Annotated in this window: 14 protein-coding genes, 4 tRNA genes and 1 riboswitch; of the genes, 2 read left to right on the top strand and 16 right to left on the bottom strand. The window is 29.2% G+C overall.

The genetic code is table 11. From position 1 onward, the window contains the following. Window positions 1-23: 23 nt before the first annotated feature. The gene (locus ACVHXK_RS12445) at window positions 24-515 is read right to left on the bottom strand and encodes a DUF6241 domain-containing protein (RefSeq protein WP_461206721.1); all 492 of its coding nucleotides are present in this window, start codon (window positions 513-515) and stop codon (window positions 24-26) included. Window positions 516-1,211: 696 nt separating this feature from the next. Between ACVHXK_RS12445 and ACVHXK_RS12440 the strand changes: the two genes are divergently transcribed. After that, a complete protein-coding gene (locus tag ACVHXK_RS12440) occupies window positions 1,212-1,367 on the top strand; it encodes a hypothetical protein (protein ID WP_461206720.1) in 156 nt (51 codons plus the stop codon). 157 nt (window positions 1,368-1,524) lie between these two features. Here ACVHXK_RS12440 and ACVHXK_RS12435 read toward each other — a convergent pair whose 3' ends face one another. From ACVHXK_RS12435 to ACVHXK_RS12370, 14 genes are all read right to left on the bottom strand, one after another. Next, a complete protein-coding gene (locus tag ACVHXK_RS12435) occupies window positions 1,525-2,226 on the bottom strand; it encodes a response regulator transcription factor (protein ID WP_461206719.1) in 702 nt (233 codons plus the stop codon). 301 nt (window positions 2,227-2,527) lie between these two features. After that, on the bottom strand, window positions 2,528-3,217 hold the full coding sequence (locus ACVHXK_RS12430; protein ID WP_461206718.1) for a response regulator transcription factor: 690 nt from the start codon (window positions 3,215-3,217) through the stop codon (window positions 2,528-2,530). A gap of 36 nt (window positions 3,218-3,253) precedes the next feature. Continuing rightward, the gene (locus tag ACVHXK_RS12425) at window positions 3,254-4,735 is read right to left on the bottom strand and encodes a HAMP domain-containing sensor histidine kinase (RefSeq protein ID WP_461206717.1); all 1,482 of its coding nucleotides are present in this window, start codon (window positions 4,733-4,735) and stop codon (window positions 3,254-3,256) included. A 268-nt stretch (window positions 4,736-5,003) separates the two neighbouring features. Further along, window positions 5,004-6,206 carry an ABC transporter permease gene (locus ACVHXK_RS12420; protein WP_461206716.1) on the bottom strand — a complete coding sequence of 401 codons (1,203 nt, stop codon included), beginning with the start codon at window positions 6,204-6,206 and terminating at the stop codon, window positions 5,004-5,006. Between the two features lie 38 nt (window positions 6,207-6,244). Continuing rightward, window positions 6,245-6,943: an ABC transporter ATP-binding protein gene (locus ACVHXK_RS12415; RefSeq protein WP_461206715.1), complete on the bottom strand. Its 699-nt coding sequence runs from the start codon at window positions 6,941-6,943 to the stop codon at window positions 6,245-6,247. A gap of 43 nt (window positions 6,944-6,986) precedes the next feature. Beyond that, the gene (locus ACVHXK_RS12410; RefSeq protein ID WP_461206714.1) at window positions 6,987-8,345 is read right to left on the bottom strand and encodes an efflux RND transporter periplasmic adaptor subunit; all 1,359 of its coding nucleotides are present in this window, start codon (window positions 8,343-8,345) and stop codon (window positions 6,987-6,989) included. 156 nt (window positions 8,346-8,501) lie between these two features. Beyond that, complete coding sequence (locus ACVHXK_RS12405; protein WP_461206713.1) at window positions 8,502-9,254, bottom strand: M48 family metallopeptidase; 753 nt, start codon at window positions 9,252-9,254, stop codon at window positions 8,502-8,504. A 259-nt stretch (window positions 9,255-9,513) separates the two neighbouring features. Beyond that, on the bottom strand, window positions 9,514-9,642 hold the full coding sequence (locus ACVHXK_RS12400; protein WP_461206712.1) for a hypothetical protein: 129 nt from the start codon (window positions 9,640-9,642) through the stop codon (window positions 9,514-9,516). A gap of 207 nt (window positions 9,643-9,849) precedes the next feature. Then, window positions 9,850-11,025 carry a methionine adenosyltransferase gene (metK, locus tag ACVHXK_RS12395; RefSeq protein WP_461206711.1) on the bottom strand — a complete coding sequence of 392 codons (1,176 nt, stop codon included), beginning with the start codon at window positions 11,023-11,025 and terminating at the stop codon, window positions 9,850-9,852. A 65-nt stretch (window positions 11,026-11,090) separates the two neighbouring features. Continuing rightward, window positions 11,091-11,191, bottom strand: a riboswitch (SAM riboswitch). A 198-nt stretch (window positions 11,192-11,389) separates the two neighbouring features. Continuing rightward, window positions 11,390-11,474: transfer RNA gene (locus ACVHXK_RS12390), tRNA-Tyr, on the bottom strand. A 20-nt stretch (window positions 11,475-11,494) separates the two neighbouring features. Then, window positions 11,495-11,570 (bottom strand) — tRNA-Val (locus ACVHXK_RS12385). A gap of 8 nt (window positions 11,571-11,578) precedes the next feature. Beyond that, window positions 11,579-11,663 (bottom strand) — tRNA-Tyr (locus ACVHXK_RS12380). Between the two features lie 5 nt (window positions 11,664-11,668). Beyond that, window positions 11,669-11,744, bottom strand: a tRNA-Thr gene (locus tag ACVHXK_RS12375). Between the two features lie 259 nt (window positions 11,745-12,003). Then, the gene (locus ACVHXK_RS12370) at window positions 12,004-12,690 is read right to left on the bottom strand and encodes a hypothetical protein (RefSeq protein ID WP_461206710.1); all 687 of its coding nucleotides are present in this window, start codon (window positions 12,688-12,690) and stop codon (window positions 12,004-12,006) included. A gap of 101 nt (window positions 12,691-12,791) precedes the next feature. Between ACVHXK_RS12370 and yyaC the strand changes: the two genes are divergently transcribed. Further along, on the top strand, window positions 12,792-13,319 hold the full coding sequence (gene yyaC, locus ACVHXK_RS12365) for a spore protease YyaC (RefSeq protein WP_461206709.1): 528 nt from the start codon (window positions 12,792-12,794) through the stop codon (window positions 13,317-13,319). A gap of 176 nt (window positions 13,320-13,495) precedes the next feature. Here the strand turns inward: yyaC and mreB are convergent, their stop codons facing one another. After that, window positions 13,496-14,524 carry a rod shape-determining protein MreB gene (mreB, locus tag ACVHXK_RS12360; protein ID WP_461206708.1) on the bottom strand — a complete coding sequence of 343 codons (1,029 nt, stop codon included), beginning with the start codon at window positions 14,522-14,524 and terminating at the stop codon, window positions 13,496-13,498. Window positions 14,525-14,575: the final 51 nt, after the last annotated feature.

The raw sequence follows: 14,575 nt of genomic DNA, 5'->3' as shown, positions 1-14,575 counted from the left end.
TGTTTACACCAACTTTCATGCTACTATTTAAATTCTTCTTTTAATGACTTTGCCCTTCCAATAGTTCCACCTAATCTATTCCATACATAATTATGATCATCTACACCTTCTGAAAAATCATCTTCTTTCCACCTATTGAGTATGCTTAATAACCTCTCTTTATCATCATAATCACTAGCAGTAATTTCAATAATAAGTGTATTACATTTTTCATCTGTTATAGTATCCTTGCCCCATATTTTGCCATCCTCAGCTATAATGAGAGTATTTGCCATCCTATGAATATCTTCATATAACAACTTTTCTTCTCTAATTGTAATATTTTTTTCCTCTAAATAATTAGTAGCAGTTTCCTTATCAAGAGTATTTTCATCGCTGTTTTCTAACACTTCATTGTATTCTTTATTCGAAGTCTTCACAGTTTGTGGTCCTATTACTTTTAAATATCCAATATATGCAGCAACACATATAATGGCTACACATAGTATTGCTATTATATTATTTTTCCTTCTCATATTAACCCTCCATCTTCTAATGTTTACCAATTTATTCTTCTTATCAATTAGATTATAAATTATATCTAATTAACAATTGTATATTTTAATCATTATTAACAATTTGTTAAAATTTGAATTTTAAATAAGTTAAATTGTAAACAAGAGATATTGCGAGATATATAACGATTTAAGGAGCTGAATTCAAATTATACCCTAAAATAGTCCATCACTGTAAGAGTTAGTCTTAATTCTGTATTGCAGTTATTTATATCATATTATATAATTTAATCATAACTTGAAAAGTAGTTATATCTACTGTTTAATATAACTACGTTCACTACATATGTATTGTTAAGTCAATCCCCTAAGTTGGCATATAAACAAACATAAAAGGAGGTGTTAACAAATTTCCCCACACCAAAAAAGGAAACTTCAACAGTTTCCTTTTTTTAACTAAATTTTAGATAAAAATAAACTTTTTTTAAACTTTATATAACTTTATCAAGATGTAATAAATATCACTTATAACACAAATATTCTACTAATACTAAGCAATATCAACCTATCTCAATTTGAAAACCTTTAACTAAACTCCCCCTTGAATATTTAACAATTTATGAACTTTGAATATAGTATGAACAATTGCTATAATTTTTATAATATAGTTCGAGTAATTCACAAAAGATGATTTACAAGTACCGGGGGGCGCATATAATGTGTAAATTTTTTGTATCATTCGGAATAGTTTTTTTAATAATTTCATTATTAATCGCAGAAAAAGTTTGGTTTGCACCAGCAATAGGAATTTTTGTATTACTTTTAATAGTTTATACTGTATTAATAAACAAACCAAATAAAAGACTGCATTAAACCAATGCACAATGCACAGTTAACAATACACAATTAAGGATGATTTTCTTCCTATCGTAAGAAAATCTTCAATTAATAAAAAAAGAGAAATACTTTAGCTTCGCTAAAATATTTCATCCTTAATTGTACATTGTACATTGTGCATTGTGCATTAGTTTTAATATAGTTTTCCCCTAACATCCATATCCCATTTATACCCCATTCCTCTTACTGTAACAATATACTTAGGGTCTTGAGGGTCGTCCTCAATTTTGCTTCTTAACCTTCTAATATAAACAGATAAGGTATTATCATCTACAAAATATCCATTAATATCCCACAATCCTTCCAAAATATAATCTCTACCCAAAACCTGTAATGGTTGTTTCATAAAAGTAATCAATAATTTATATTCCTGTCCAGTTAAAAATAACTCTTTTTTATTCTTAACTATTTTATTTTGAGATGTATTTACCACTAAATCACCTGAAGTAATGATTCCAACACTCAAATCTTCTTTAGAATATCGCCTCAGTACTGCTCTTACTCTAGATATTAATTCTCTTATCCTAAAAGGCTTGGTTATATAGCCATCTGCTCCCATGTCTAACTCTGTTACTATATTTATCTCTTCATCTTTTGCCGTTAAAAAGATTATGGGAACTCCTGATTTTTTTCTAATATCCATACTCATATCATAGCCCTTTCCATCTGGTAAACTTAAATCTAAAAGAATAAGATCAAATTCTTTCTCACGAAACAATTTTCTTGCTTTTTCTAAAGTGCTCGCAACTATAATATTAAACCCTTCACCTTTTAATGTATATTCAACTCCATAAGCTAATGTGGAATCATCCTCAACTAATAATATTCTTCTCATTACCATATCCTCCATATATATAAACTAACATAATCATTATCATATAATTTAAAAACTAATTCTATTTAATTTATGTTAAAAATTCTCTAATTTAATTTTATCACAATTTTCATAAATATGTAATCGTAAACATATCCAAAATATACAAGCATTATTTGTATTTTACGACCTAATTATCATTATATGCACCTTTGATAAATAATGTGAAAACTATATATTCTTAATTTAAAACATAATATAAACTAAGTTATTTACCAATAAAAAAAGGACGATTATCTCGTCCTTAAGTATATCCTTTAATCTATAAATTCAATCTATATCCAACTCCCCAAATAGTGTCAATGTACTCTGGTTTAGAAGGATCCTTCTCTATTTTTTCTCTTATTTTTCTTATATGAACTGTAACTGTTGTTATGTCCCCAAAAGAATCTAATCCCCATATTTTTTCAAATATTTCTTCTTTACTAAACACTTTATTCGGATGCATCGCTAAAAGTATTAATATATCATACTCTTTAGAAGTAAGTATAATATCTTTTTCATTAACAGATATTATTCGTGATTCTTGGTCAATCTTAAGCCCTCTTATCTGGATAAATTCTCCCATTTTTTTATTTAATCCTGTCAACCGTTCATATCTTGCTATATTTGATTTTACTCTAGCAACTAATTCATTAGGACTAAATGGTTTAGTAATATAATCATCTGCACCAAGACCCAATCCTCTTATCTTATCTATATCTTCTTTTTTAGCTGTTACCATTAAAACAGGGGTTTCCTTTTGTGCTCTAATTTCTTTAATTATTTCAAATCCATTCATTTCAGGCAACATAATATCTAGAATAATCAAATCATAATCAACCGAAAGTGCTTCATTTAAGCCTTTTTTCCCATTCTGCTCTATTTTAACTACAAATTCACTTATTTCCAAATAATCTCTTTGAAGTTCAGCAATACTAATATCATCTTCAACTATAAGAATTTTCTTCACAAAATCACATCCATCTTATTAATTCTCTTTTTAAAACTACCCTATGTTAACATTAGTATCATATTTTTTTAATGTGAATAAAATTTCAGTACCGATATTTTGCTGACTCTCAGCCCATATTTCACCTGTATGATACTCAACAATCCCTTTTGAAATAGCTAAACCTAATCCTGAGGCACCTGTATTTATATTTCTAGACGTATCTTCTCTATAAAATCTTTCAAAAATATAAGGTAGCGCTTCTTTAGAAATTCCACGACCATTATCTTTAATTTTAACAATAATATATTCTTCCTTATCTTCTACTGATAATTCAATTAAAGGACTTTTGTCTAAATCAACATTTTTAACAGAATTTGATACAATATTAGTTATAACTCTTTTAATTTGCTGCCCATCAGCGTAAACAAATATTTTACCTTTAGGCTTAGTATACACAAACTGGATATTTTTCTTTAATAAATCAAATCCAAGTTCTTCTGTACAATCCTCTAAATAATCTGTAAAATCCAATTTACATAAATTAAAATCCACCTTTTTCAAATCCAATTTTGAAAATAAAAATAAATCATTTATCAAATTATCCATATGGTCTGCTTTAGCTATTATAGTATCTATATACTTATCCATTTTTTCTGGTGAATCAGCAATACCATCCTTTATACCTTGTATATACCCTTTAATTGATGTTATTGGAGTTCTTAAATCATGAGAAATATTTGAAATTAACTCTTTCCGATTTTCTTCATATTGCTTCTGGGCACTAAGTGATTCTTTAAGTTTAATTCTCATTTCTTCAAAAGAGTTTGAAAGTTCTGTAATTTCATTATTGCTTTTTTTGCATTTAATACCTATTTCAAAATCCAAATTACCATTTTTTATTTCTTCTGATGCATCTTTCAATTTATTCAAAGGAGTAACTATACTCTTTGAAACAAAATATGTTAATACTACCTGCGTTAATATCAAAATGGAAATGGCAATGATAATAACTGAAAGCATTATTTTATTAACGCTACTCATAAAATATGTTGTATCCATTAAAATACAAATTGTTCCTTTTGAAGAATCTCTAAAATAAAAATCATAACTTACCAAGTTCATTAATTCGGATGATCCCCATTCTGAATTCTCCAAAAGTATAACATGGGAATAATCTTCTATTATAGTTTTATACTCATCTTTTTTTAAAAATTCTGTAGAATATACATTCTCATTCCCCTTAAAAATAACCACTCCACCATTTATTTTAGTTAACTCTTCTTCTAATTCCCCTACAAATTCTTGATTTGATAAGTCAGTATCTATACTTATCAGTTTTAAATTGGTCTTATGATTAACAACTTCAAGTGTATTATAAATATCATGTACAACCACACCGTTGTACCTTCCTGAATAATTAGTATTATAATTAGATATATATACCATTCTGAACAAATAAATAATTAACGAAATTAATATCATGGGGACTATTACCATTGCTATATGTGAATAAGTTAATCTCTTCTTTATATTCATAAGCACCTCTTTAATTCAATGCACAATGCACAATTTACAATGCACAATTGTGGATGATTTTCTTCTCTTCGTTCAGAAAATCTTTTAATTAATTGAAACATAATCAAACCATAATTTAAACAATAACAATAAATAATAAGAATTTATTATTTATTGTTTTGTTTATTTATTGTTTATTTATTGTTTTATAAGATATAAGAATTTTTTTAGCTCCGCTAAAAAAATCCCTCCTTAATTGTGCATTGTGCATTATGCATTGTGCATTGCTCTACTCATATCTAAGTGCATCTATTGGTTTTAATTTAGCTGCTTTTCTTGCTGGGTAAATCCCAAAGAATATGCCTATCGATGAAGAAAATAAAATCGTCAATAAAATTGAAGTCGCTGAGAATTCTGGAACTACATCCATAAAACCACCTGCTATACTAGCTAGTGAAACACCCAGAATTATTCCAATTATGCCACCAATCATAGTTAATATAGCTGACTCTGTTAAAAATTGCATTAGAATATTTCCTGTTGTTGCACCAATTGCTTTTCTAATTCCAATTTCTCTTGTTCTTTCTGTAACAGAAACGAGCATTATATTCATAACTCCTATTCCACCAACTAGTAAAGAAATACCAGCTACAGCACTTATAAATGTAGTGAAAATTCCAAGTACACTATTAATCTGTTCTAACATTGCAAATACATTTTGCATCTCATATAATTCCTGCCCTTCATTTCTATGCCTGCTTTCTAGCAAAGAAACTATACTATTTCCTACTCCTTCTGCTTCATCTTGCGTTTCTGCAATAACTCTAATGTTTGAAATTTCTATACTCTTACCAGTTAAAGTTTCAAAAGAAGTATATGGCATATAAGCAATTACATATTCATCTTGAGGTGGTCCAAAATTAGTAACTGATTCTGTAATCCCTATAATTTTAATTAGTTTTGTATTCTCACCAATTTTAACTTTAATTGTTTCACCTACTGCATTCGTATACCCAAATAAGTTTTCTGCTGAAGTCTCATCAATTATTGTAACTAACTTACCACTGTTTACCTCATCTAGATTATAAAATCTTCCATACACCATTTCTAAAGCATTTGCCTCATCATAAAAATCATTACCACCTGAAATACTTATACTGAAGCTTTTAGTATCTGTTATAACTCTTCCTCCTGTGGACAAGCTTGGTGATAAATATTTTACTCCTGTAATATTTTTATTTATTGATTCTATATCTTCATCAGTAATGTAATCACTACCTGAAGCTACTTTCCCATCTACACTAACTACTACAGCCGAAGCCCCTATTTTTTCAAATTCTCCAGTAATAGAATTTGTTCCACCAGACCCTAAAGCTAAAATAGCTATAACTGAACTAATTCCTATTATAATACCTAACATTGTAAGAAAGGACCTCATTTTATTAGCTAATATACTATCAAAAGCCATTTTCAAACTTTCGAAAAAATTCATTAAATCACCTATTTTCTATAAAATATTAAAAGTTATTCCTATTGCGTAATAACTAATCTATCTTTAACTTCTTTATCTCCAACTAATTTTCCATCTAAAAATCTTACAATTCTTTTTGTATACTTTGCAACATCAGGCTCATGTGTTACCATAACTATAGTTTTACCCTCATCATTAAGCTTTTGAAATATATCGATAATATCCAGTGTAGATTTACTATCTAAGTTACCTGTTGGTTCATCAGCCATTATAACATTTGGATCATTAACTATTGCCCTTGCTATTGCAACTCTTTGTTTTTGGCCACCTGATATCTCATTGGATTTATGATGGACTCTATCACTAAGTCCTACTTTTTCTAAAGCTACTAAAGCTCTTTGTTTTCTTTCTTTTAATGATACTCCTGCATATATCATTGGCAATTCGACATTTTCTAGTATTGTCATTCTAGGCAAAAGATTAAAAGATTGAAATACAAAACCAATTTCTTTGTTTCTTACAAATGCCAATTCATTTTCAGTTAAATTGGATACATCTTTACCATTTAAAAAATAAGTACCAGAATCTAGTCTATCAAGACATCCTAAAATGTTCATAAGTGTTGATTTCCCTGAACCTGACGGACCCATTATAGATGTGAATTCACCCTGTTCTATTTTAAGTGAAACATCATTTAATGCCATAAAGTCAATTTCTCCAGTTATATATCTTTTTATTATGTTTTTAACTTCTATCATTTATACCATTCCTCCTGCTAAGCCATTCTTTTCATCACAGAATTTAGTTACTCATTCCTCTTCTTGTTGAAAATAAACCACCTGTTTTTTCGATACTCTCTGAGCCGTTCAAAACAATTGTCCCATCTAAAATTTCACTTGAAGGATTAAGTATAACTTCTTCTCCTAATTCTAATCCACTTATAATTTCTACGTAAGAATCTGATTGAAGCCCTTTTTCAATAACTTTTTTAACAGCTTTACTATCTTGAACAACAAATACAAATTCTTCTCCTGTTTCATCCTTCTTTATACTTTCCACTGGAATATATAAAACATCCTTTTCTGATTGTAATAGAATATCTACATCTGCTTCAAAATTAATTTTTAACGCTGAATTTTCACTACTGACTTTTACTTCCACTAATAAATTACCTGTCATATCATCTGCCTTAGGGGCAATATATGAAACTTCTCCTTCATATTCTTTATCTCCATCATAGATTGTGGCTAAATTCCCAAGTGCTACATTTCCAGCTTCATATTTATCAATATATAAAACAATTTTCAAATCATTTAAATCTGTAATTTCAACTAATCCGCCACCAGCTGCCTGAACATTATTAGTGCTTATTCCTTCTTCTGCATTTACAGCTGTTATAGTACCTGCTTTTTCAGCAACAATTTTCTCCTCAATTTCTACTGATTTCGCTTGGTCCAAATTAATTTGTGCAGATTCAACTGTATTTTCAGCTTGCTTTATACTAGTGTCTTTAACATACACTATAGTATCTATTTTCTGTTCTAAAGTACTAATTTCAGCTTCTGCTTTTGTTTTTTCTGAGTTCAAAGCTGTTAATTGACTTTGTAATGTAGTATTTTGTGTTGCTGAAGTTTGTCCTTGGCTTGCCTCTGTATTTTCTACTTCAGCTGAATTTTGATCTTGAATTAATGCCTCTGTATCTTCTATCTCTTTATTCAACGATTCAATTTCTGATTCTAAATCATCAATTTGTGAATTATAATCAGCCTTTTTAGCGTCAGCATCTGTATTTTGATTTTGAAGACTCTGTAAACTTAGTTTTGCATTATCCAATTGAATTTCTAATAATCTTACAGAGTTACTGTTATCTTCCACATCAAATGTTACTAAAACTTGTCCTTCTTCTACTAAATCTCCCACTTTTACATTTACTGTTTCTATAGTAGATATACCTTTAGCATTATAGCTTTTAGTATACTCTGATTGGATTGTTCCTACAGAAGAAAGCAAGTCATCCACATCACCTTGCTCTACGTTAGCTGTATTAACAGATATTCCTTGTGGCGTAGAATTTCCACCTACAACTCTTAAAGCAATCAGAGCGACTGCAATTATTAATACACTTACAATTATAATTCTTTTTTTTGAGAATTTTTTCATATCCCTTACACTCCTTATTTTAATATCATTTATTTCTCTTTTGATTTAAATAATACAATAATGCATTAATTATGTCCCATTAGATATTATTCTACACTATAAAGATTAAATTCATTACAAGAAAGTCTTAAAAATCTATTAAATTATTAATGTACTCTAAAGGAATAGCTTAAATCCATTTTCTTTAAGCCACTTTTTCTTTATATCATAGTCCGGCATTATATGTTGTACCAAACTCCAAAAGTCTTTAGAATGATTCATATGGATAAGATGACATAATTCATGTACAACAACATAGTCTATTACATCTACAGGGGCCATTATTAGCCTCCAATTAAATAAAACATTTCCTGTGCTTGTACAACTACCCCACCTTTTCTTTTGTTCTTTTGATTTTACTTTTATAGGTCTTACTCCAACTATATTTTGGTAATGAGCAACTCTATTATTTATAACTCTACTAGCTTCTATTTTAAACCATCTTATCAATTCCAATTTTATTATATCTTCGTTTGTTGTAGTAATTTCTATATTTTTTCTAATTATTATATTTTCGCAGTTATTTTTCTTATTAATCAAAATTATATCTATACAGTCACTATTTTTACTCTCATTTAGTGAAAGAGAATATTCTTTTCCTAGGTAATAAAAAATACTACCCTTTTTAAATTGTTTTTTTTCGTTTTTATAATCAATTTCCTTAAAATAATTCAACTTTTTTAATATCCAAGAATGTTTTCCTTGCAATATATCCATTATTTGATTTTCATCTAGAAATAAAGGTGCAATAACTATCACTTCATTTGGAGGTTTGATCTTTATTTCCATAGTTTTTCTTTTTCTATAAATTAATTCTGCTTTAATTTCTGTGTGGTCCTTTTTTATAGTAATAATCTTATTTTTTTTCATATTAATCTCCTGTTTTTTCTATAATCTATATATACTCATATAACATCTATAACAATTTTTTAATATTAAGATTATGTTTTAAATAGGTGTTGATATGAATTAATTAAACAGCATAAATATCAACAATATTCTAAAATATAGCTTAATTTATAAATAACCTAAATTTCACAACAAACTCTTCAATAATCATTTTATCATTTGTATAACAATATACAAATGGCTTTTAATCAAAAATATAACCCACTAATTTAATAGTGAGTTATATTTCTGGCATCCCTTTTGGTTTTTTCTTCATATTTGTATCTACTTCCAATGTTATTGGGTTTGCTTTTTTAGGATTGTTTTTCTTGTTATCGTCAATTGCTTTTTTATTATGTTTTTGTTTCATAAAAACTCCCCTTTCAGACTTAGAATACCCTTTTATTCATTTTCTATTCAAATCTATTTTTATCATTTAAATATTCTTCATCAGTAAATATATCTATAAACTGTTTTACATTGAACGATTTGTAAATAGATCATATTTACATAAAACCCGATATCATATATGGCGTTATATTAAACTCTTCAAATAAAATAAGCCATATGGCTTATTTTATAAGTATTTTTTTATTTCTTCTACTTTATCAAGTTTTTCCCAAGATAAATCTACATCTGTTCTTCCAAAATGTCCATAAGCTGCAGTCTTTCTATATATTGGTCTTCTCAATTCTAACTCTGCGATTATAGCACCTGGTCTTAAATCAAATACTTTTTCTACTATTTCTACTATTTTATCTTCTGCATATTTTGATGTACCAAAAGTGTCTACAGTTATTGATACTGGTTTAGCTACACCTATCGCATAAGCTAACTGTATTTCTAGCTTATCAGCAACACCAGCAGCAACTAAATTTTTAGCTACCCATCTAGCAGCATAAGCAGCTGACCTATCAACTTTTGTACAGTCTTTTCCTGAAAAAGCTCCACCACCATGTCTTCCCATACCACCATAAGTATCAACAATTATTTTTCTACCAGTTAAACCAGAATCCCCTTGTGGTCCACCAATTACAAATCTTCCCGTAGGATTGATAAAATAATTAGTATTTTCATCTAATAATTCTTCTGGAACAATCTCTTTAACAACATAATTTATTAAATCTTCTCGAATAGTTTCTTGTGTTACGTTTGCATCATGCTGTGTAGAAATTACTATAGTTTCTATCCTTGCAACTTTATCTCCGTCATATTCAACTGTAACCTGTGTTTTACCATCAGGTCTCAAATAGCTTAAAGTCCCATTTTTTCTTACTTCAGTTAATCTTCTTGCTAATTTGTGAGCCATGCTTATAGGTAATGGCATATATTCTTCAGTTTCATTGGTAGCATAACCAAACATCATCCCTTGGTCTCCTGCACCTACTGCTTCAGTATTATCTTTTTTGCCTTCTTTTGATTCTAATGCTTCATTAACTCCCATAGCGATATCCCCTGATTGCTCATCAATAGAAGTAATTACTGAACAAGTATCAGCATCAAATCCGTATTTAGCTCTTGTATATCCAATTTCTTTTATAGTATTCCTTACAACTTTAGGAATATCAACATAACAATCAGTTGATATTTCTCCCATAACTAATACCATACCTGTTGTTACAGCAGTTTCACATGCTACTCTACCATTTGGGTCTTTTTCCATTATTGCATCTAGTATTGAATCTGATATTTGATCACAGATTTTATCTGGGTGCCCTTCTGTAACTGATTCTGATGTGAATAATTTTTTCATAAAATTTCCCCCTCCAATAATAAAACCTCTCCACAAAAGTGAAGAGGTTATTTTCATAAACGACTCACTCATCTTGCAGCTTTAGCTGCTGGAATTAGCACCTTGCACTTTTGTACAGGTTGCTGGGTTTCATAGGGCCACGTCCCTCCACCTCTCTTGATAAGTAGAACTATATTTAATTTATTTAAAATCAATGTTATATTACCACACTGAAAAAACACTGTCAATAAATTATATCTATAATTTATTCTTTGTTAATAAACTGTATAATAAAATTTAATCTTTACGCTACAATATTTATATAACAGCTACGGTATTGTGTAAACTCTATATAAAAAGAGTATTACAACTTGTAATACTCTTTTGGTGGAGGAAGACGGATTCGAACCATCGAAGCGAAACGCAACAGATTTACAGTCTGCCCCCTTTGGCCACTCGGGAACTCCTCCAAAATATATTAAATTGTACATGGTGGGCACAACAGGGCTCGAACCTGTGACCCCCTGCTTGTAAGGCAGGTGCTCTCCCAGCTGAGCTATGCGCCCATGGTAAATGGTGGAGGAAGACGGATTCGAACCATCGAAGCGAAACGCAACAGATTTACAGTCTGCCCCCTTTGGCCACTCGGGAACTCCTCCACACATGGTGCTGGTACTAGGAATTGAACCCAGAACCTACTGATTACAAGTCAGTTGCTCTACCAATTGAGCTATACCAGCGCATTTATTTTTATGTTTTATATTGTTTTACCGACGAGTTATAGTATACCTAGATATTCTTTTTATTTCAAACTCCATTTAGGACCATTTTATCCAACTAAACTTCATTTTACTACAAATATATCTTAATTACTCTTTTATTCATAGGGTAATACTTTTTAAAAAATTGCTCTTTATTTTAAAATTAATAACAATCTTTTAAATTCACTTAAAAACACATAATAACTATATGTATACTATATAGAAAAAGCCATTAATTTTAATCCTTTTTCTCTACTGCATCAACGTCTATATACTCATCAATTACATCCTCCATTTTTTTAAAATCCTCATTTGTCAATCTCTTCTCTGCTAACTTAAGAGCACACGACACCCCTTCTTCTCTATCATCCATATACAAATAATTTTTTATTTTAACATAATCAATTGGTGAAAATTTAGTTCCTAAAAACAACAATGTTTTCTTCTCATTTAATGTTAATTCATCAAGAATTTTATCTGCATCAACTTTAAAAACTGATACATCTTTTTCATTTAATATGTAAATTTCATCAATATTTTCATTTTTTTGACTTGTATTTTTTTCATTTTGGATGATACCAATATCATCTTTTTCATTGCAATTTGCATTATTTGCATTATTTGAATTATTTGAATTATTTAGATTCTCAATTATTTTTTTTTCCTCATTATTGTTTTTCATATCGATACATGCTTTAGTAACATCCTCATCATTATTACAATTTTCTTTTACCTCTTCTATATTATCTTTAATAGTGGTATTATTTATTACTTGTGAATCTTGATATTCTCTTACTTCAATTTTTTCTCTATCAATTATTTCAGCACACTCTTGTTTCCCATTTAAATTATAATCATGGGTCATTAAAATTACTGATATAATTGTACATAATATTATAATAATCGATAAGTATCCTTTTTTCATAATAATCACCTCTATTTGTAATTATTTCCACTAAATTTGATTTTATACAAACCTTATAAAATCAAATTTTCTAGCATATAAATTAATGAGGAGGTGCATATTTGGATAAACTTAAAGTTAATTATTTTGAAGACTTATCTTACTATAAATTATCTTATTTTATTAAAGATTATATTGATACCAATACAGTAATTATTTGCATAGGAACAGATCGCTGCATAGGAGATTGCTTAGGTCCAGCTGTAGGTTCTATGTTAGTACAAAAGAATTTTCCTTTAAAAGTATACGGAACTATCAATTCTCCAATCCATGCATTAAATATAGATAAAAAACTAAAAGAAATAAAAAAAGAAAATCCAGCTTCTAAAATTATAGGAATAGATGCTTGCTTAGGAAATAAAAAAAATATAGGCGAGATACAAGCGAGAAATTATCCAATCCACCCTGGAAAAGGTGTAGGCAAAGTATTACCCGCTGTTGGTGATTATTCAATTATCGGAATAGTTGATTCTAGTGATAATAATGAACTTTTTACAAATAGGAATATCAGATTAAATCTAATATTAGATATGGCAAAAGTAATCTGTGATGCATTTTTACATTCTTATTATTTATTTAAATTCAGATAAAAAAGCTACGCAGAATCACTTCACTAGGAAATTTTATGTTTTACAAATACAACTACTAAATCTAAGTATTTCCATAAATGCTGTTACTAAGTTCTTCCACTCCTACACCATTTTTTTATTGTATAGGAAAGAGAAAAAACTTTCCTATACAATAAAAAGATCCTTCCAGGATCCTTTTATTCAAAGCTAAAACCTTTGTCTATAGATGTTGTATCTATTTTATCAATATAATTCAACACTTCTCCTGTTCCTAATGCAACACATGAAACTGCTTCATTCGCTACATATACAGGCACATTTGTAATTTTCTGAATTAGTTTGTCTAAACCATTGAGTAAAGATCCCCCACCTGTCATAATAATTCCATTATTAGAAATATCTGCAGCTAGCTCTGGTGGAGTTCTTTCGAGTACTGAATGTGCACATTCTGCTATAGCATGAACTACTTCATATAATCCTTCTTTTATTTCTTCAGAAGATACTGTAATATTTTTAGGTAATCCAGTAATTAAGTCTCTCCCCCTAACTTCCATAGTAGGGTTCCCTTCTCTTTCAAACGCAGTAGCTATATTAATTTTCAAATTTTCTGCAGTTCTCTCACCAATAAGTAACTTGTGCTTTTTCCTAATGAACCTAATTATTGCTTCATCAAACTTATCACCAGCTACTTTAATAGAGTTTCTTACAACCATGCCTCCTAATGATATAACGGCAATATCAGTTGTTCCTCCACCAATATCAATTATCATTTTCCCAACAGCTTTAGTAATATCTAATCCTGCACCAATAGCTGCTGCGATAGGTTCTTCAATTAATGAAACTTTTTTTGCACCTGCATTAATAGCTGCGTCTTTTACTGCTCTTTGTTCAACTTCTGTAGCTTTACAAGGAACGCAAACAACAACTCTTGATGCTTTAAGATTTCTTTTACCAACCGCGGTACGCAGAAAATACTTAAGCATTTTCTCTGTAATGTCATAATCTGATATTACACCGTCTCTCAATGGACGTATCGATACAATATTTCCTGGTGTTCTTCCTATCATTTTTCTAGCTTCTTCACCTACAGCTAGTACCTCATTGGTATTCGTCTCAATTGCAACAACTGAAGGTTCTTTAAGCACTATCCCTTTTCCTTTAATATAAACTAATACAGTAGCTGTTCCTAAATCAATACCCACATCCGTATTCCTATTCCACAACATCCAATAACCCACTCCTGCTCTTTAGTTTTAAAATACCCACATTAATTATTA

The sequence above is a fragment of the Clostridium sp. DL1XJH146 genome, assembly GCF_054819755.1.
This window is presented reverse-complemented; position numbering and strand designations above follow the sequence as displayed.